We start from the raw sequence: 18,528 nt of genomic DNA, 5'->3' as shown, positions 1-18,528 counted from the left end.
CTACCACACCCCCCGCGAAATGTTCGCTACCCTCCTCATCGACGACCTACACCGCGTTGCGACCACCCCCTGATCTCGCCGACCAGAAGTTTCCCCGCCACCCTCATCCCAGCGGACGGAAGCGCCGCAGGCGGAGGCTGTTGGAGACGACGAAGACTGAGCTGAAGGCCATGGCGGCGCCGGCCAGCATGGGGTTGAGCAGGCCGGCGGCGGCCAGCGGCAGCGCAGCCACGTTGTAGGCGAAGGCCCAGAACAGGTTGCCCTTGATGGTCCGCAGCGTGCTGCGGGACAGGCGGATGGCGTCCGCGGCGGCGCGGAGGTCGCCGCGAACCAAGGTCAGGTCACTGGCCTCGATCGCCACATCGGTGCCGGTGCCCATGCTCAGGCCGAGGTCGGCCTGGGCGAGGGCGGCCGCGTCGTTCACGCCGTCGCCGACCATCGCGACCACCCGGCCTTCGCTCTGCAGCCTCTTCACCGCGTCGACCTTGTCGGCCGGCAAGACCTCGGCGATCACCTCGTCGATACCGACCTCGGCGGCCACCTTCGTCGCTACCGCCTCGTTGTCACCGGTCAACAGGACCGGCCGAAGACCCAGCTCACGAAGGTCCCGGATCGCCTGCGACGACGTCGGCTTGACCGTGTCGGCGACCACCAGCACGGCCCGCGCCGTCCCGTCCCAGCCGACGGCGACCGCCGTACTGCCCTCGGCCTCGGCGTGCTCCTTCGCATGCGCGAGGTTGTCCGGCAGGTGCTGACTCCACTCCTCCAGCAGCCGCGTCCGCCCGACGAGTACGGCGTGACCGTCGACGATGCCCTGGACGCCAAGGCCCTCGACGTTCCCGAAGTCCTCGGCATCGGGCAGCCGGCCGACCTCGGCGGCCGCGCCACGAGCGATGGCCTGCGCGATCGGGTGCTCACTGGAATGCTCCAGCGCCCCGGCCAGCCGCAGTACGTCGGCCCGCTCCTGCCCAGGAGCCAGCAGTACGTCGACCAGCTCCATCCGGCCCGTGGTCACGGTGCCCGTCTTGTCCAGTACGACGGTGTCCACCCGGCGCGTGGACTCGAGCACCTCCGGACCCTTGATCAGGATGCCCAGCTGCGCACCCCGCCCGGTGCCGACCATCAACGCGGTCGGTGTGGCCAGCCCGAGCGCACACGGGCAGGCGATGATCAGTACGGCGACCGCCGCGGTGAACGCGACCTCGACCGGGGAACCGTTACCGAGCCAGAACCCCAGCGTGGCCAGCGCCAGCCCGATCACGATCGGCACGAAGAATCCGGACACCTGGTCCGCCAGCCGCTGCACCGCGGCCTTCCCGTTCTGTGCGTCCTCCACCAGCCGGGCCATCTGGGCCAGCTGCGTGTCCGCTCCGACCCGGGTCGCCCGGACGACGAGCCGGCCACCGGCGTTCACGGTCGCACCGACGACCGCGTCACCTTCACTGACCTCGACCGGTACGGACTCACCGGTCAGCATCGACGCGTCGACCGCGCTGCTGCCGGTCACGACCACCCCGTCGGTCGCGACCTTCTCGCCCGGCCGGACGACGAACTCGTCACCCACGACCAGTTGATCGGCCGGGATCCGGGTCTCCGCACCGTTCCGCAGTACGGCGACATCCTTCGCACCGAGCTCCAGCAGTGCGTGCAGCGCGGCGCCCGACCGGCGCTTGGCGCGGGCCTCGAAGTACCGCCCGGCCAGGATGAACGCGGTCACGGCGACCGCGACCTCGAGGTAGATCTCCTCGGCTCCGGTGCCGCGGGACGGGATCAGCGTGAACGGCATCTTCATCCCAGGCCGGCCGGCGTCGCCGATGAACAACGCGTACAGCGACCAGAGGAACGAGCTCACCACGCCTAGCGAGATCAGGGTGTCCATCGTGGTGGCGGCATGCCGCAGGTTGGTCCAGGCGGCCTTGTGGAACGGCCAGGCCGCCCACGTCACCACCGGGAAGGCGAGCGTCAGCGACGCCCACTGCCAGAAGTCGAACTGCAGGGCCGGGATCATCCCGAACGCGATCACCGGAATCGCCAGCACGATGCTCGCGATCAGCCGCTCGCGCAGCGGCTTCAGTTCGTCGGGTTCGGCAACGTTGCTCTCGGCAACGGCCGGCGCCGGCAGCGTCGCGGTGTAGCCGGTCTTCTCGACGGTCGCGACCAGGTCGTCGGTGCTGATGCCGTCCGAGTAGGTCACCTTCGCCTTCTCGGTGGCGTAGTTGACGGTCGCCGAGACGCCGTCCATCCGGTTCAGCTTCTTCTCGACGCGGGCGGCGCACGAGGCGCAGGTCATGCCGCCGATGATGAGCTCGACAGACCGGCCGGTTTCTGTGTTGGTCATGATCCCACCCGCACGGTGAACTCCGCGGTGTGCACCGCACCCACGTGCTGGAAGTCGAGGTAAAGCCGGTAGGTCCCCGCGGTCGGGAACGTGGTCCCGAAGCTGATCGACGGCCCGCCCTTCATACCGGGCTCGGCGTGCTGCGCCGGGTGGTTGTGCAGGTAGGCGAGGTCGCCACTGCGCAACGACACCAGGTGGCCGAACGCACCCAGGTAGGACTGCAGGTCCGTGACCGGCTTCCCGCTGCGACTGACCCGGAACCTCAGCTCGGACTCGTGTCCCGCGACCGGATTGCCCTCGAGCGTCACGTCGTACCCGTTGAAGCTGTCGGTGCCGGCCGGCTTTGGCAGTGGGGCCGGGGTGAAGCTTCCGGAGACGCTGACGTCGGTGCCCAAGGTCAGCTTCTTGTCGAGGCCGGCCGGCTGGAAGTCGGCGTACAGCCGCCAGGTCCCGCCGGTGGTGAAGGTGAACGGGATGCTCCAGGCGCCCGTCGCGTCCATCGTCGGATGCACGTGGTGGAAGCCGGACAGGTCACGCCGGACCACGATCAGGTGCAGGTCCTTCTCGTGCGTCTTGGTGTACGTCGTCACCGGCTTGCCATCGGGGCCCTGGATCGTGAAGCGCAGTTGGGTCTTGGCGCCGGACCGGAAGGACGTGGTCGCCGGGCTCAATGTGTAGCCGGCGTCGGACACCGCGAGCCCGGGCAGCTGCCCACCCGCGTCGTGTCCTGCTTCTTCCGCCATGCCACCCATCTCCTCGTTGCCGTGCGCCGGGGCAGGCGCGGGATCGGCCGCCGCGACCGGGTCGACCGCGGAGCCGATCGCGAACGCCGCCCCGAAGGCCAGCGCGAGCGCACCGGCGAACGCGCCGAGCCGGAGCGCGGCGGCCCGGCTCACGACGCCGCCAGCTCGTAGCCCGCCTCGTCGACGGCCTCGCGTACGGCGGTCTCCTCGAGAACGGACTCGCTCGTCACGTGCACCGCGGAGGTGCCGCCGGCGTTCAGGTCGATGCTGACCTCCCGCACGCCGGGAAGCTTGGTCAGCTCCTCGGTGACGGCGGCGGTGCAGTGCCCGCACGTCATCCCGGTGACGGAGTAGGTGGTGGTGGTCATATGGACTCCTTGAGAGTTTCAGCTACGAACGAGACGGGCGATCGCGTCGGAGGCCTCGCGGACCTTCTCCTCAGCCTCGGCGCCGCCCTTCTGCGCGGCCTCGACCACGCAGTGCGAGAGGTGCTCGTCGAGCAGCTCCAGCGAGAACGACTGCAAGGCCTTCGTCGCGGCCGACACCTGGGTGAGGATGTCGATGCAGTACTTGTCCTCCTCGACCATCCGCTGCAGGCCGCGGATCTGGCCCTCGATCCGCCGCAGCCGCTTCAGGTGGCTGCTCTTCTCGGCGGTGTATCCGTGCACGTGGCCGTCGGCGTCGGTGGTCATCACAAGCTCCTCATCTACCCCTCGGGGGTATGTCGACACACAGAAAGTACCCCCTATGGGTATCCAGTGCAAGTCCTGCGCGGATACCAATGGGGGGTATTTGGCGGTCCCGGTCAGAGACCGGGCCGCGAGGTCAGCTCCTGACGCGTCGCCGCCGCCACCACCCGAACAGCACGATCCCGAGGGTGAGCGCAGCGGAGGCGGCGCCGATCGCCAGGCCGCGCCGCAGGCCCGGCGGGATGAACGTGCACTCGATCCGGTCGGCAGTGCCGGTCAGGGGTACGGCGACCAGACCGCCGTAATCGCGTGGGGTCTGGGCCTTCCCGTCTCCGGCCGAGCACTGCCAGCCGGACACCCGCGGCACGGACACGACGGCGTACCCCTTGCTGCCCGGCGGCAGCGTCGCGCGGATCGAGTGACCGCCGGCCTCCACGTCCGTCGCCCCGCTCGCTCGCAGCCGCCGGACCACCTTCGCCAAGGCTTGGTGATCAAGACAGCCGACCGCTCCCTTCGGCGGGATGCCCTGCGGAGCGTCGCCGAAGTTGATCTCGATCAGGACGACGCCGGACTTCGGTACCGTGCCCAGCGGGACCATCGCGCTGCTCGTGTTGATACCGGGCCGGCGGGTCGCGGACAGCTCGTGCCAGACGCCGTCGGCCAGCCGCGCCCGGCCCTCCACCCGCGGGAGGTACAGGAACGCGGTCGTCCCGGCCGTGCACGCCGCGACCAGCTTCACAGTGCCGGTGGCGAACCGGGTGCCCTTGTAGTCGGGGATCTCGTACACCTTGGTCCCGAGCAGCCGCTCCTGTGCGGCGTAGGCGCTCGAGGTGTCGGTCAGGCCGAGATTCCGCCGGACCGTGACGAGCGGGAGTGCCTGCGACCGGAGGATGGTCGGGCCACTGGCCCGCAGTTGCAGCCTGGCCCCGACCGCGAAGATCGCATCGGTCACCGGGTTGTCGAGCGTGTGTGAAGCGCGGCCGTAGCCGGACCAGCCGAAGCCGAGATCGGTCAGCGTCTGGTTGAGCGTGTACGGCAGCAGACTGCTGTAGAGGCCGGCGCCCTGGCCTCCGAGCAGCATCGGATCGTTCGGCGTGATCGACGTCCCGGGTTCGGTCCGGTACTGCGGCCAGTCCTGAGCCGCCGCGACCGTGTCGTGACGCTTGGTCTGCGCGGCGTCCCAGGGGCCCTCCGTCGCGCTGAGCGCCTTCGCGCGCTCCTCGTCGGTCACCACCGCGGTCCACGTGGTCTCCACGGCGACGACGACCATCAGTACGGCGAAGGCGAGAACGACCGGCCACTTCGTCCGTCGCAGGGCCGCGGACCGCCGGACGGCCCAAATGGTGCCGAACGCAACCAAAGTCACGGCCCCGGATACGATCAGGACGGTCATCGCGTGCCGGGTCAGCAAGGGACTGCCGTCGGACACCACCGCGATCACGGCGAGCAGCGCGCCGCCGCACAGCACCGCGATCGGGCCGGGCAGGCCGTACGCGACCGCCAGCCAGCCGAGGACGACGATCACGCCGCACAGCACGAAGGCCTCGCGGTACTGGCTGCCGTTCGGGGTGTCGAAGCCATGCCAGATCTCCTGCGTCGGCGGCCACCGCAAGGAGAGCGTGAGCAGGACCGTCGTCACCACCCAGACCGCTTTGGTCCGGAGCGGGACGAGGCGGTTGAACGGCATCGTCAGGGCGAGCAGCAGGGCGACGGTCCCGACGTACAGGCTGGCGGTCCGGCCGACGCCCTCGGACAGCGGGAGCAGGCGGGACAGGAACAGGTCGATCGCCGACGCCTTGAACACACCGGACGGCGAAGGCGTTGCGACGTCGTTGGCGGTGAGGATCGGTAGCAGGAGGGGCGCGGCCAGGGCCAGGCCGAGCACGAACGAGATGCCGTGCCGTAGCACCGCCCGCAGCCGCAGCAGCCAGCTGAGGTCACTGGTCAGCACCCGAGCGAGCAGGAAGATCCCAGCCGCGATCGTTGCCATGTAGGCGGTATAGAAGTTGGAGACCCAGAAGACGGCGACCACCAGCACACTGAGTAGCCGATTGGTCCGGCGCAGTGACCATTCGGCCACCAGGAAGAACATCGGCAGGGCGATCAGGCCGTCCAGCCACATCGGCACGTACGACCCGTCGTCGAGCGCCCAGCCGCAGACGCCGTACGACGCTGCCAAGATCGCGGCAACCCAACGGGGTCCTTTGTGCATCTTCAGGAGTAGGACCGCCATGGCGGCCGCGGCCAGGCTGAGCTTGAGGACGGTGATGACGTAGACCGCCAGGTCGATCTGGTCGCGCGGGAACAGACCCACCAGCAGGGACAATGGGCTGCCGAGGTCGACGCCGTAGTCGGCCAGGAAGCCGACGCCGAACGCGCTCTGGAAGTTGAACAGCAGGTCGCCCTGGGCACGACCGTGCAGGATGTCCCACAGATGGGCGAAGAAAGGGATGTACTGCGTGCCAAGATCGTTGGTACTGCGGGACAGTGAGCCGAAGGGGTAGGTTTCGCGGATGATTCCGGAGGCGATGAACACCGCCGCCACCAGCACGCCGGCGACGAGCGCGGGCAGTACTGGCGAGCGCCGTCGTACCGTGCTGCCGTCCGATCCCACTGGCCGCCCCTCTGCTCGCCCTGGATGGTGCATATGAGCACAACGATGCGCCTGAGCCTAGTGGTGCCCTGTTACAACGAGGTCGAGGTGGTCACGCGGTTCCACGAGGCGCTCAGCCGTGAGCTGGTCGCGACCGGCCGCCCGTACGAGATCGTGTACGTCGACGACGGCAGCACTGATGGGACGCTCGACGAGCTGGTGAAGTTGGCCGCCGTCGACGACGCGGTCCGCTACCTGTCCTTCAGCCGCAACTTCGGCAAGGAGGCCGCGATGCTGGCCGGCCTGCGCTACGCGGGAGGCGACGCGGTGGTGATCATGGACGCCGACCTGCAGCACCCGCCGGAGCTGATCGGCCGGATGCTGGAGCAGTACGAGCGCGGCTTCGACCAGGTGATCGCGCGCCGGACCCGGACCGGTGACCCGGCGACCCGGACGCTGTTCGCGCGGGCGTACTACTGGCTGATCAACCGCTGGGCCGACGTCGAGCTGGTCGACGGGGTCGGCGACTTCCGGCTGCTGTCGCGGCGGGCGGTCGACGGGCTGCTGGAGCTGGGCGAGTACAACCGGTTCTCCAAGGGCCTGTTCGCTTGGATCGGATTCGAGTCGATCCTGTTCGAGTACGACAACGTGAAGCAGCCGGACCGGAAGAGCCGGTGGACGTTCCGGCGGCTGCTCGAGTACGGGCTGGACGGGCTGCTGTCGTTCAACAACCGGCCGCTGCGGCTGGCGATCTACGTCGGCCTGCTGCTCACCGCGGTCGCCGCCGGGTACGCCGTCTGGGTGATCGTGAACGCGATCCTGAACGGAGTCGAGATGCCCGGGTACGTCACGCTGATCGCGGCGATCACCGGGCTCGGCGGGCTGCAGATGGTGATGCTCGGCGTGATCGGCGAGTACATCGGCCGGATCTACTACGAGACCAAGCATCGGCCGCACTACCTGCTCAAGCAGAGCAACATCGACCCGATCGACCGCCCCGCCACCCAGCCCTCGCGCAGCCGGCAGCTTCCCTAGAACGTGCGACGGCCCCGGGTGGACGAACCACCCGGGGCCGCGGCGTTGCGTCGTACCGGCGATCAGGCGGTCAGCCGCTCCTCGGTGGAGGTGGAGAACAGGTGCAGCTTGGCCGGGTCGGCGGCCAGGTGGATGGTCGAGCCCTTCTCGACCGGCATCCGGGCGTCGATCCGGGCGACGATCTGCTGGTGCTCGTCGTTGTGCTCCGCGGTCCCGTACAGGTACGCGTCGGCGCCGAGTTCCTCGACCACGGCCACGTGGACCGGCAGGCCCTGGTCGGCGACCGTGAACGCCTCCGGCCGGACGCCCAGGGTCAAGGTCTTGTCGCTGCCGGCCTTGGACAGGAGGCTGCGCTGGAGCGGGATGAGGTAGTCGCCCAGCTTCGCGCCGCCCTCGGTGATGTCGGCGTCGAGCAGGTTCATCGCCGGCGAGCCGATGAAGCCCGCGACGAACTTGTTCTTCGGGTTGTCGTAGAGGTTCAGCGGGGTGTCGACCTGCTGGAGCAGGCCGTCCTTCAGGACGGCGACCCGGTCGCCCATCGTCATGGCCTCGATCTGGTCGTGGGTGACGTAGACGGTGGTGACGCCGAGGCGGTTCTGCAGCTCGGCGATCTGGGTACGCGTCTGCACGCGCAGCTTGGCGTCGAGGTTGGACAGCGGCTCGTCCATCAGGAAGACCTGCGGGTTACGCACGATCGCGCGACCCATGGCGACACGCTGACGCTGACCACCGGACAGAGCCTTCGGCTTGCGCTCCAGGTACTCCTCCAGGCCGAGCAGCTTGGCGGCTTCCATGACCCGCTTGGCGCGGTCCTCCTTGGAGACACCCTGCATCTTCAGCGCGAAGCCCATGTTGTCCGCGACCGACATGTGCGGGTAGAGCGCGTAGTTCTGGAACACCATCGCGATGTCCCGCTCCTTCGGCGGACGGTGCGTGACGTCGCGGTCGCCGATGTAGATGGAACCCTCGTTGACCTCTTCGAGGCCGGCGAGCATCCGGAGCGAGGTGGACTTGCCGCAGCCCGACGGGCCGACGAGAACCATGAACTCGCCGTCCTCGATCTCGAGGTTGAGCTTGTCGACGGCGGGGGTGTCACCACCCGGGTAGATCCGGGTTGCCGCTTTGAAAGACACAGTGGCCATGACGATTACTTCCCTTCACCGGCAGGAACGTGCCGGACGATCCGAGTAAAGGCCCCCAGGCGGGGATGCGTTCATCCTCGCCCGCCCCGCTCGTCCTGACAAGGTGTACGGCGTGTGACGTGTCCATTCTGTTCACGTAGTGGACAACTGTGCGCAGTCTCAGTCTGCAAGTTCTTGCAGGATCTTGCTGCAACGTCAACCGCCGATGGGTACAGTGCCCCGCGTGAGCAGTAGAGCGAGGCTGGCGGACATCGCGGCCAAGGCGGGGGTCAGCGAGGCGACGGTCTCACGGGTGCTGAACGGCAAGCCGGGGGTGGCGGAGGAGACCAAACAGTCGGTCCTGACCGCCCTCGACGTCCTCGGGTTCGAGCGGCCGACCCGGTTGCGGCGGCGGTCGGCGGGCCTGATCGGGCTGGTGATGCCGGAGCTGATCAACCCGATCTTCCCGGCGTTCGCCCAGGTGATCGAGTCGGCGCTGTCGCAGCGCGGCTTCACGCCGGTGCTGTGCACGCAGTCGCCGTCCGGCGCGACCGAGGAGGAGTACGTCGAACTGCTGCTGGAGCGCGGTGTGTCCGGCATCATCTTCGTCTCCGGCCTGCACGCGGACACCGGCGCCGACCACGCCCGCTACCAGGCGCTGGTGGATCGCCGGCTGCCGGTGGTGTTCGTGAACGGCTGGCTACCCGGGGTGGAGGCGCCGTTCGTGTCGTCCGACGAGTACGCCGCGATGGAGCTGGCCGTCTCGCATTTGGTTGCCCTCGGCCACCGTCGGATCGGGTTCGCGTCCGGGCCGGAGCGGTTCATCGTGGTGCAGCGCAAGCTGGCCGGCTACCGCATCTCGATGAAGGCCCAGCTCGGCGTCTCCGACGAGGACCTGCATCCGTTGGTCGCGTTGAGCATGTTCGGCGTCGAGGGCGGCGCCGCGGCGGCCCAGCAGTTGCTGGACGCCCAGGTCAGCGCGGTCATCTGCGGCTCCGACATGATGGCGCTCGGCGTCATCCGCGCCGCCCGCCAGCGCGGCCTGTCCGTGCCCGCCGACATCTCGGTCGTCGGCTACGACGACGCCCCGATGATGGAGTTCACCGACCCCCCGATGACCACCATCCGCCAGCCGGTCCAATCCATGGCCCTCGCCGCCGTCCAGTCTTTGCTGGAAGAAGTCCGCGGCCACACCACGCCGCACACGGAGTTCCTGTTCCGGCCCGAGCTCGTCGTCCGGGGATCCACCGGGCCGGCGCGCTAGGTCCAGTCCTCGCAGGTCTTCGTCTTGAAGTCCTCGAGGGACTCCGACCTGTTTCGTTCCTGCTCGCGCTCCGGCACGAGCACGGTGCCGGGCTTCAGCCCGGACAGCTCCCGGTCACTGAAGTCGAGGTGGTTCGCGGACCAGCTGTTGTCGTTCGACCACCCGTAGATCGTGTACTGCTGCTCCGGGTCCCGCCCCTCGAGCTCCCCGACCACAGCCCAGCCGTTCCCGCCGGTGTCCAGGGTGAACTGCGAGAACCCGGTCACCGGAGAGCTGACCTGCCACTTGCCGAGCGTCTCGTCATCCCGGTACAGCGTCGCACCGTCGATGTGCCCCTCGCACATCTGGACGACGATCACAGCTGCGCCCTGGGCGTCGACCGTCACGCCGACGACTCCGCCCGGCGGCACCGCGCAGCTGGTCAGGCCCACACAACAGGCTGCCGCGGCGCCCCAGATCCCCACCCACCTACGCACGGGGTCAGAGTAGGAGGCGGGAGGGTCGTCGTACTCAGAGCTCCGGCCCGGAAGCCCGTCCCCTGCCGGGCGGGTTCCGGGCCGGAGGCCTCGGGTGGGTGGTTACCTGGAGATGTGGAAGGCTGCAGCCGGGAGGCTGGTCTTGCCGTTGGCCCAGAGGGCGTTCACCTTGGAGCGCTCGGTGGCGTCGGGGTAGGGGTTGGTGCAGGACGGGCCGGGGCCGCCGCCCGACATCAGTTCGGAGCAGGGGCCGGTGTAGTGGTCGGGCAGGCCGAGCACGTGGCCGGTCTCGTGGGCGGTGATCCGGGTCGGGTCGTACTGCTGCGCCTGGGCGTAGTCGAGGAAGACGTAGCCGCTGCCGTGGCCGTCGGTGGACGCGTACGAGCCGCGCGGGTCGTTGCCCTCGGTGTAGTAGAAGTCGTAGTTGCTGCCCTCGACCAGCTTGACGTTGCTGACCGAGGAGTTCCAGATCGATGTGCTCGAGTTGATCTGGGACTGGAAGCTCGGCGCGTCGACGGCGTACGTGACGGTGACGGCCGTGACCTTGCGGCCGGCCTTGGCCTGCTGCGCCATCTTGGCCTGGGCGGACTTCATCACGGCGTCGTAGAACGCCTTGGTGGCCGCCTCGTCCTGCGGCGAACCGACGTACGCGGCCCGGCTGGCGGCGGTCGAGACGGACGAGTCGGTGGCCGGTGCCGAGGCGGTGGTGCCGGTGAAGGCGGGGGCGGCGAAGGCGGGGACGGCCAGGGCTGCGGCGGCGAGCCCCGCGAGCGAACTCAGGATACGGCGATGCGACATGGAGGGCCTCACTCCGGGTCGGTGGCGGATAGCGACGGGCGGATTACCGTTCGCTACCCCCGGATGCTGCCAAGAGTCCGGGCTCTGCGCACCCGGTCGCGGAAAACCCTGGGGATAACCCGCGAATCACAGCGTCCGTTCTATGCCGGTCATAACCGGACCGGTATGACCCGAACGCCTCCGGTCAGCTCACTCGCCGGGGATGCCGACGTTGAGGAGGCGGGCGCCGGGGCCGCGTTCGGCCAGGCGGTCGGCCTTGTTGTAGAGGTTGCAGCGCTGGAGGCTGAGGCAGCCGCAGCCGATGCAGCTGTCGAGGTCGTCGCGGAGCCGCTCGAGCTCGGAGATCCGCTCGTCGAGCCGGCTGCGCCACGCCTTCGACAACCGGCTCCAGTCCGCCCGGGTCGGGGTCCGGTCGCCGGGCAGCGAGTCCAGCGCCTCCTTGATCTCGGCGAGCGCGAGGCCGACCCGCTGGGCCGCCTGGACGAACGCGATCCGCCGCAACGTGCTGCGCTGGTACTGCCGCTGGTTGCCGGCCGTCCGCCGCGAGTCGATCAGGCCCTGATCCTCGTAGAACCGCAACGCCGATGCCGCCACTCCGGACCGCTGTGCGATCTCCCCGATCGAGAGCCAATGCTCCTTGCTGGGGACATTCACCTCTCCCATAAGGCCACCCTAGGACGAGGCACCAGAAACTCAAGCCCACTTGAACTGCCGCCACCTTGTGCACGGGGCAACCATCTGAACACCGGTTTCGTGGTTGGTGGGTGCTCAAGGTGGAACACCAGTGGGGTGGGTGGTCTGGTGGACGGCGGGGTGGTCGGGGGAGGGGTGCGAGTCGGGTATACTTTTAGCGTCGGTGCGCGCGTCGCGTCACCAGAGTTTTTCCCCAGGCGCTCCGACCCGTCGGTTTCAGCATCCCGCTGAAGGTTCCCGGCGACATGGGTGCAACGCGATATGCACCCGCAGGTCGATGCCCGTCTCCTGCTCAGCACGTTCCGTCCGGTCACGTCCGTGACCGGCGCTCGCGTGCGGTTGCGATCCGGCCATTCGTCCGTGACGTTGAGAGAGAGTTTGCGTGACCCAGCACCACCAGGACAATCAGCCGACCGCCGGCGAGCAGGCCGACGGACGGATCAAGAAGCCGCGGCACAAGAAGTTCCAGAACGAGTCATTCGGCGAGCGGATGGCCGCGGAGGCAGCCGCCACGCCGACCGGCGAGGTGCGGAACGACGCTGCCCGCGGTGAGCGCCGCGGCGGCCCGTCGCAGTACTCCGACCGCGGCGCCCGCACCGGCAGCCGGTCCGACAACGACCGTCGCCCGGTGAAGGGCTACCGCGCCGAGCGCGCGACCCAGCCGGCGCGTTACAACCGCGACGACCGTCCGCAGTACGGCGACCGCACCCGCACCGACCGTGGTGAGCGGACGCAGTACGGCGACCGCCCGCAGACCAACCGCACCGACCGCCCGCAGTACGACCGCACCGATCGCCCGAAGTTCGAGCGGAGCGACCGGCCGCAGTACGACCGCGCTGACCGGCCCAAGTTCGAGCGGAGCGACCGGCCGCAGTACGACCGTGCCGACCGGCCGAAGTTCGAGCGGAGTGAGCGGGCGCCGTACCGGCGGGACGACAAGCAGTACGAGCGGCGGGAGCGTCCGTCGTTCACCGAGACCAAGCGGGACGAGCCGATCGACCTGGGGACCGTTGCTGCGGACAACCAGTTCGCCGCACTCGGCCTGGCGCCGCGGCTGGTGCAGCGGCTGGCGCGGGACGGGATCACCACCCCGTTCCCGATCCAGACCGCGACCATCCCGGATGCGCTGGCCGGCCGGGACGTCCTCGGCCGCGGTCAGACCGGCTCGGGCAAGACGCTCGGTTTCGGTCTGCCGACGCTGATGCGTCTGGCCGGTGGCCACACGGAGTCGCGCCGGCCGCGCGGCGTCGTACTGGTCCCGACGCGTGAGCTCGCCATGCAGGTGCACGACGCGCTCGAGCCGCTGGCGCACGTGATGAACGTGTCGATCAAGCTGATCGCCGGCGGTCTGCCGTACCCGAAGCAGATCGACGCGCTTCGCCGCGGTGTCGACCTGCTGATCGCGACGCCGGGCCGGCTGATCGACCTGTGCGAGCAGGGCGCGGCCGACCTCGGCGCGGTGGAGATCGCCGTCCTCGACGAGGCCGATCACATGTGCGACATGGGCTTCATGCCGGCGGTCACCACGCTGCTCGACATGACGCCGCCGGAAGGCCAGCGCCTGCTGTTCTCGGCGACGCTGGACAACGACGTCGACAAGATCGTGAAGACCTACCTGAAGGACCCGGTGCAGCACTCGACCGAGTCCGGCCAGGCCTCGGTGAGCACGATGGAGCACCACCTGCTGGTGATCGAGCCGGGGCACAAGCAGTCGCTGACGGCCGAGCTGGCCAGCCGCGACGGCCGGACCATTGTGTTCGTCCGCACCAAGCTAGGCGCCGACCGCGTCGCCACCCAGCTGCGCGACCGTGGCGTGATGGCCGCGGCGCTGCACGGCGGCCTGACCCAGGGTGTCCGGAACCGGACGCTGGACCAGTTCAAGGACGGGTCCGTGCCGGTGCTCGTGGCAACGGATGTGGCGGCCCGGGGTATTCACGTCGACGACGTCGGCCTGGTGGTTCAGGCCGACCCGCCGGCCGAGCACAAGGACTACCTGCACCGTGCCGGCCGGACGGCGCGCGCCGGTGGCAAGGGCGCCGTCGTCACGCTCCTTCTGCCGCACCAGCGGCGCGGGATGATCCGGATGGCCGAGACCGCCGGCGTCAAGGCCGAGCCGGTTCGGGCCCGTCCGGGCGACGACCTGGTCACCGAGCTGACCGGCGGCACCAAGCCGTCCGGCTACCCGGTGAAGCTGCCGGCCCCGAAGCCGCAGCGGTTCTCCAAGGGCGGCGGCAAGGGCGGCAAGCGCTACGGCAGCGGCCGTCCGGGCAGCCGCGGCAGCAACGGACCCCGTCGTACCGAGCGGAAGTCCTACCAGCACTGAGGTAACTGAAAGGGCCCGGTTCTCCTGTAATTCAAGGGGAGCCGGGCCTTTTGCCTAGGTGAGGATCGCCCAGAGCCTGGCCAGAACGGTCGCGATCTCGTCCTCGTCGAGCGGAATCAGTTCGAGCATCAACTCGTCGTCGGCGACCCGGTCGGTCATCACGTAGATCGGCGGCACGCCGGCCTCGAGTTCGGTCGCGACCCGCTTGGCGTCCTTCACCTTCAGCAGCACGCGCGACACCTGCAAGCCGGTCGGATCCCGGACCACCTCGGCCGACACCTCCGGGATCCGTGCGGTCGCCTCGGCGAACGCGAGCACCTTGGCCAGCTCGTCGGCTTCCCACTTCATCCGATCGAGGGCCTGCCACTCCTCGAGCGCCGCGATGACGCCGATGATGGCCTCCTTGGTCGGCTTCATCACCCGGCCGATGCCCTTCTCCTGCGCGCGCACCGCCTGGACCAGCGGCCAGGTGCCGGCGACCAGGCCGGCGGTGGGGGAGCCGAGGTACTTCTGTCCGCTGACCAGCACCAGGTCCGCGCCGGTTGCCAGCAGGTCCGCGATCCGCGGGAACTGGGCGGCGCCGTCGATGATCGCCGGGACGCCGCGACGGTGTGCGGCCCGTACGGCGGCGACCAGGTCGAGCGGCTCACCCTGCGTCAGCCGGGACGAGACCAGGAACAGGCAACTGACGTCCGGACCGTCGAGCTCCTCCTCCAGATCCCCAATGCTGCAACGGGTTTCGTCGCCGGCCAGATCCACCTGGGCGCCGGCCAGCCGGATGCCCTGCAGGTTGGAATGCCCGTAGTCGACCACGTGACAGGCCGGCATCACGACCCGGTGGTGCATGTCCGTTGCGTCCGGCAACGCCGCGATCCGGCGCGAGTCACCGCCGGTCATGGTGGCCGCGACCGCGAGCGTGATGCCGGCCGCGGTGCAGTGGACGACCGCGCCCGCCTGCGCGCCGGTCACCTGGGCGATGGCCTCGCTGGCGCGGTCGCCGAGCTCGTCCATCACGAAGAATTCGGGCAATGCCTGTGCGACGGCCGTCGCCACCCCGTCGGAACTCCGCGACACCCCCAGTGGCGTGAAAGTCCCCTTGGCGTTGATCACCACACTCAACCGATAACGCTCATGGATGCTCATGGTGCTGCTCACAGTAGTGGTCACTGTGAGTACTTGGACAGTACCTGAGCCAATCCGACCTCTTGACCCGAAGCTACTGGTGAGTCATTCTCATTTTCACCCCGACCAAGGGAGGATTCCGTGCCCCGCCCCGCACCCAGAACCCGCGCCCTTCGTACGATCGCAGCGCTGGCGGTCACCGCCGTCCTGGCCGCACTGCCGACCCCCACCCAAGCGACGCCGGAAGCGGCCGCCGCCACCCCGGCCGACTACTGCGCCGGACAGTGCCGCGACATCCTGCCGCCCGGGCAGAACGGCAACGCGACCTTCACGGATCTCCTTGCTTTCAAGGCTTTGGGGATCAGACCGGCCCATTTCAGCGACACCGTGAAGCCGTACCAGGACCTGGTCTGGAACTCGCAAGGCATCACCGACGACGGCCTCGCGCCGTACTACGACGACTCGTCGTTCGGGGTGAAACCGGGCGACGTCGCGAGCACGATCCACCCGCGCGCCGACGTGACGATTGTGCGGGACAAGTCCCGCGGCATCCCGCACATCACCGGCACCACCCGGCAGGGCGTGATGTTCGGCGCGGGGTACGCCGGGGCGCAGGACCGGCTGTTCGTGATGGACGTGTTCCGGCACCTCGGCCGCGGTCAGCTGACCCCGTTCGCGGGTGGTGCGGCGGCGAACCGCGCGTTCGAGCAGGAGTTCTGGCGGACCGCGCCGTACACGGAAGCCGATCTGCAGCGGCAGTACGACGACGCCGACGAGTTGTATGGCGCTGACGGCGCGAAGATGCAGCAGGACATCCAGGCCTGGGTGGACGGCGTCAACAACTACATCAACACGGTCGGCATCGCCTACCCCGGTGAGTACGTCGCGCTCGGCCTCGACTGGCCGACCCAGCCGTGGAAGGTGACCGACGTGGTCGCCACGGCCGCTGTGGTCGCGGGAATCTTCGGCACCGGCGGCGGCCAGGAAGTCACGTCGGCCTCGGCGTTGCTCGAGGCACAGGCGAAGTACGGCGTTGCCGAAGGCACCAAGGTGTGGGAGTCGTTCCGCTCGCAGAACGACCCGGAAGCCAGTACGACGGTGCACAACGGTACGACGTTCCCGTACGGCACGACCGGTCCGGACCCGGCTGGTCGCGCGATGCCGGACCGTGGCTCGGTCACTCCCGAGCCCGAGGTGATCGACCAGACCGTCAACGCCAAGGCCGCGGCCAAGCCTGCACCGAAGGGCTCGGAAGCGCTCCAGGGGATCTTCGATGGCGGCCTGTTCCCCGAGGGCTTCGGAAAGAAGGGCATGTCGAACGCGTTGCTCGTCTCAGGCGCACACACCGAGAGCGGAAACCCGGTCGCGGTCTACGGCCCACAGACCGGCTACTTCGCGCCCCAGTTGCTCATGCGCCAAGAGCTCCAAGGGCCGGGCGTCAGCTCGCGCGGCATCGCGTTCGCCGGGCTCAACTTCTACACACTGATCGGGCGCGGCCCCGACTACTCGTGGAGCGCGACGTCGGCAGGGCAGGACATCACCGACACCTTCGCCGTTCCGCTGTGTGAGCCGGGCGGCGGGACGCCGACGAAGAACTCGCAGTACTACGAGTTCCGTGGGCAGTGTGTCCCGATCGAGCGGCTCGAGCGGCACAACGCGTGGTACTCCAGCCTCGGGTCGTCGGAGCCGGCCGGGTCCTACACGCTGGTTGCCCTGCGCACCAAGTACGGGATCGTCACGGATCGCGGCACGGTCGGCGGCCGCCCGGTGGTGTTCACCAAGAACCGGTCGACGTACGGGAACGAGGCCGGGTCCGCGCTGGGCTTCATGCAGTTCAACGACCCCGACCGGATCCACTCGGCGGCCGACTTCCAGCAGGCCGCGGCCAACATCGGCTACACGTTCAACTGGTTCTATACGGACAAGTCCTCGATCGCGTACTTCAACTCCGGTGACAACCCGGTCCGCGCGGCCGGCGCCGATCCGAACCTGCCGACCTGGAGCTCCTTCGAGTGGCAGGGCTGGAACCCGGTGACCAATCGAGCCACGTACACCCCGCCCGCGCAGCACCCGCAGGTCGTCAACCAGGACTACCTGACCAGCTGGAACAACAAGCAGGCGCCCGGATTCTCCGCGTCCGACGGTCAGTGGGGATACAACTCGGTCTATCGCAGCCAGCCGCTCGACGACCGGATCAAGGCGGTCATCAACAGCGGCCAGAAATTCACCCGCGGCACGTTGGTGGAGGCGATGGAGGACACTGCCACCGTCGACCTCCGGGGTGATCAGGTGCTGCCTTACCTACTTCGGGTACTGAAGTCAGCCCCGATCACAGATCCGGCCGTCGCCGACGCGGTCGCCAAGCTCACCGCGTGGCAGCAGGCCGGCAGTCACCGCAAGACGCCGAACGCGTCCTCGAAGACGTACGGCAACGCCGACGCGATCCGGATCCTCGACGCCTGGTGGCCGCTGCTGGTCCCGGCCGAGTTCAAAGACCTCGGGCCCGATCTGTACGGCGCTCTGGTCGCGAACCTGAAGATCGACGAGCGGCCGAGTGCGCAGGGCTCCGCGTTCCAGAGCGGGTGGTGGGGTTTCGTTCAGCGCGACCTGCGCAAGGTGCTCGGGGATCCGGTGAAGACACCACAGCCGGTCACGTTCTGCGGCGGTGGTTCGCTCGTCGCGTGCCGGTCGGTGCTCACGGACTCCTTGCTGGCGGCAACCAAGGTGCCGGCGGCGACGACGTACCCGGCGACCGTGGACTGTGCGGCGGGCGACCAGTTCTGCGCGGACCAGATCGTGCACCAGCCGATGGGTGGGATCACCCAGGACCGCATTGCGTGGGTCAACCGGCCGACGTACCAGCAGGTGGTCGAGTTCCCGGCGCGGCGTGGTGACGATGTCAGCAATCTCGCCGCCGGGAAGACCGCGACGGCGAGCAGCTACGAGACGGGGTGGTTCAACTCCCCGCCGGCGCAGGCGGTCGACGGGAAGCTCGACACTCGGTGGGCGAGCGACTGGTCGGACCCGCAGTGGCTGAAGGTTGACCTCGGCAACGAGCAGCCGGTCGGGCGGGTGGTGCTGAACTGGGAGGCGGCGTACGCGACGTCCTACCGGGTGGAGGTGTCACGGGACGGGACGAACTGGCAGCCGGTGTACGCGACGACAACCGGGAACGGGGGCGAGGATGTGCTGCGGTTCGGCGCCGTTCCGGCGCGGTATGTCAGGGTCACCGGGACGCAGCGGGCGACGTCGTACGGGTACTCGCTGTATGAGCTTCAGGCCTACCGTCAATGACACTGTCGTCAGTGAGCACCACAGGCCTGCCAGGATGAG

General features: G+C 68.9%; 14 protein-coding genes. 4 read left to right on the top strand and 10 right to left on the bottom strand.

The features are described from left to right. Positions 1-103 precede the first annotated feature (103 nt). The 5 genes from ACXC9Q_RS30115 to ACXC9Q_RS30095 all read right to left on the bottom strand — a co-directional run bounded on the left by ACXC9Q_RS30115 (position 104) and on the right by ACXC9Q_RS30095 (position 6,384). Entirely contained in the window at positions 104-2,338 is a 2,235-nt protein-coding gene (locus ACXC9Q_RS30115) for a heavy metal translocating P-type ATPase (protein ID WP_457060002.1), read from the bottom strand. Further along, positions 2,335-3,234 (bottom strand): hypothetical protein, encoded by a 900-nt coding sequence (locus tag ACXC9Q_RS30110; protein ID WP_457060001.1) that lies wholly within the window; start codon positions 3,232-3,234, stop codon positions 2,335-2,337. The genes ACXC9Q_RS30115 and ACXC9Q_RS30110 overlap by 4 nt, the downstream gene beginning before the upstream one ends. Beyond that, positions 3,231-3,449, bottom strand: a complete 219-nt coding sequence (locus ACXC9Q_RS30105) for a heavy-metal-associated domain-containing protein (RefSeq protein WP_328524121.1) — start codon at positions 3,447-3,449, stop codon at positions 3,231-3,233. The genes ACXC9Q_RS30110 and ACXC9Q_RS30105 overlap by 4 nt, the downstream gene beginning before the upstream one ends. Before the next feature lie 18 nt (positions 3,450-3,467). Further along, positions 3,468-3,773 (bottom strand): metal-sensitive transcriptional regulator, encoded by a 306-nt coding sequence (locus ACXC9Q_RS30100; RefSeq protein WP_405071092.1) that lies wholly within the window; start codon positions 3,771-3,773, stop codon positions 3,468-3,470. A gap of 133 nt (positions 3,774-3,906) precedes the next feature. After that, a complete protein-coding gene (locus tag ACXC9Q_RS30095; protein WP_457060000.1) occupies positions 3,907-6,384 on the bottom strand; it encodes a YfhO family protein in 2,478 nt (825 codons plus the stop codon). Positions 6,385-6,417: 33 nt separating this feature from the next. Here ACXC9Q_RS30095 and ACXC9Q_RS30090 point away from each other — a divergent pair, with 33 nt between their 5' ends. After that, a complete protein-coding gene (locus ACXC9Q_RS30090) occupies positions 6,418-7,398 on the top strand; it encodes a glycosyltransferase family 2 protein (protein WP_457059999.1) in 981 nt (326 codons plus the stop codon). 62 nt (positions 7,399-7,460) lie between these two features. On the opposite strand, the gene ACXC9Q_RS30085 is transcribed toward ACXC9Q_RS30090, so the two are convergent. Next, positions 7,461-8,540, bottom strand: coding sequence for an ABC transporter ATP-binding protein (locus ACXC9Q_RS30085; protein ID WP_457059998.1), 1,080 nt, complete (start codon positions 8,538-8,540; stop codon positions 7,461-7,463). A 205-nt stretch (positions 8,541-8,745) separates the two neighbouring features. On the opposite strand from ACXC9Q_RS30085, the gene ACXC9Q_RS30080 reads away from it, so the two are divergent. After that, complete coding sequence (locus tag ACXC9Q_RS30080; protein ID WP_457059997.1) at positions 8,746-9,783, top strand: LacI family DNA-binding transcriptional regulator; 1,038 nt, start codon at positions 8,746-8,748, stop codon at positions 9,781-9,783. Here ACXC9Q_RS30080 and ACXC9Q_RS30075 read toward each other — a convergent pair. The 3 genes from ACXC9Q_RS30075 to soxR all read right to left on the bottom strand — a co-directional run bounded on the left by ACXC9Q_RS30075 (position 9,780) and on the right by soxR (position 11,720). Further along, the gene (locus tag ACXC9Q_RS30075) at positions 9,780-10,259 is read right to left on the bottom strand and encodes a hypothetical protein (protein ID WP_457059996.1); all 480 of its coding nucleotides are present in this window, start codon (positions 10,257-10,259) and stop codon (positions 9,780-9,782) included. The two genes, ACXC9Q_RS30080 and ACXC9Q_RS30075, sit on opposite strands and share 4 nt — an antisense overlap. Before the next feature lie 102 nt (positions 10,260-10,361). Continuing rightward, positions 10,362-11,057 (bottom strand): snapalysin, encoded by a 696-nt coding sequence (snpA, locus tag ACXC9Q_RS30070; protein ID WP_457059995.1) that lies wholly within the window; start codon positions 11,055-11,057, stop codon positions 10,362-10,364. A gap of 189 nt (positions 11,058-11,246) precedes the next feature. Further along, entirely contained in the window at positions 11,247-11,720 is a 474-nt protein-coding gene (soxR, locus tag ACXC9Q_RS30065; RefSeq protein WP_457059994.1) for a redox-sensitive transcriptional activator SoxR, read from the bottom strand. Between the two features lie 412 nt (positions 11,721-12,132). On the opposite strand from soxR, the gene ACXC9Q_RS30060 reads away from it, so the two are divergent. Next, complete coding sequence (locus ACXC9Q_RS30060; protein ID WP_457059993.1) at positions 12,133-14,073, top strand: DEAD/DEAH box helicase; 1,941 nt, start codon at positions 12,133-12,135, stop codon at positions 14,071-14,073. A 54-nt stretch (positions 14,074-14,127) separates the two neighbouring features. On the opposite strand, the gene ACXC9Q_RS30055 is transcribed toward ACXC9Q_RS30060, so the two are convergent. After that, positions 14,128-15,216: an aminotransferase class V-fold PLP-dependent enzyme gene (locus ACXC9Q_RS30055; protein ID WP_457059992.1), complete on the bottom strand. Its 1,089-nt coding sequence runs from the start codon at positions 15,214-15,216 to the stop codon at positions 14,128-14,130. Between the two features lie 120 nt (positions 15,217-15,336). On the opposite strand from ACXC9Q_RS30055, the gene ACXC9Q_RS30050 reads away from it, so the two are divergent. Next, complete coding sequence (locus ACXC9Q_RS30050) at positions 15,337-18,489, top strand: penicillin acylase family protein (RefSeq protein WP_457059991.1); 3,153 nt, start codon at positions 15,337-15,339, stop codon at positions 18,487-18,489. Positions 18,490-18,528 lie beyond the last annotated feature (39 nt).

The organism is Kribbella sp. CWNU-51, from assembly GCF_054073265.1.
The sequence above is the reverse complement of the archived record's forward strand: the minus strand, read 5'-3'. Positions and strand labels throughout refer to the sequence as shown.

What these genes read in the sequence shown, in the direction of transcription:
- soxR (WP_457059994.1), bottom strand. Translation starts at nt 11,720, where the DNA reads ATGGGAGAGGTGAATGTCCCCAGCAAGGAGCATTGGCTCTCGATCGGG.
- ACXC9Q_RS30085 (WP_457059998.1), bottom strand. Translation starts at nt 8,540, where the DNA reads ATGGCCACTGTGTCTTTCAAAGCGGCAACCCGGATCTACCCGGGTGGT.
- ACXC9Q_RS30115 (WP_457060002.1), bottom strand. Translation starts at nt 2,338, where the DNA reads ATGACCAACACAGAAACCGGCCGGTCTGTCGAGCTCATCATCGGCGGC.
- snpA (WP_457059995.1), bottom strand. Translation starts at nt 11,057, where the DNA reads ATGTCGCATCGCCGTATCCTGAGTTCGCTCGCGGGGCTCGCCGCCGCA.
- ACXC9Q_RS30105 (WP_328524121.1), bottom strand. Translation starts at nt 3,449, where the DNA reads ATGACCACCACCACCTACTCCGTCACCGGGATGACGTGCGGGCACTGC.
- ACXC9Q_RS30090 (WP_457059999.1), top strand. Translation starts at nt 6,418, where the DNA reads ATGAGCACAACGATGCGCCTGAGCCTAGTGGTGCCCTGTTACAACGAG.
- ACXC9Q_RS30080 (WP_457059997.1), top strand. Translation starts at nt 8,746, where the DNA reads ATGGGTACAGTGCCCCGCGTGAGCAGTAGAGCGAGGCTGGCGGACATC.
- ACXC9Q_RS30055 (WP_457059992.1), bottom strand. Translation starts at nt 15,216, where the DNA reads ATGAGCATCCATGAGCGTTATCGGTTGAGTGTGGTGATCAACGCCAAG.
- ACXC9Q_RS30100 (WP_405071092.1), bottom strand. Translation starts at nt 3,773, where the DNA reads ATGACCACCGACGCCGACGGCCACGTGCACGGATACACCGCCGAGAAG.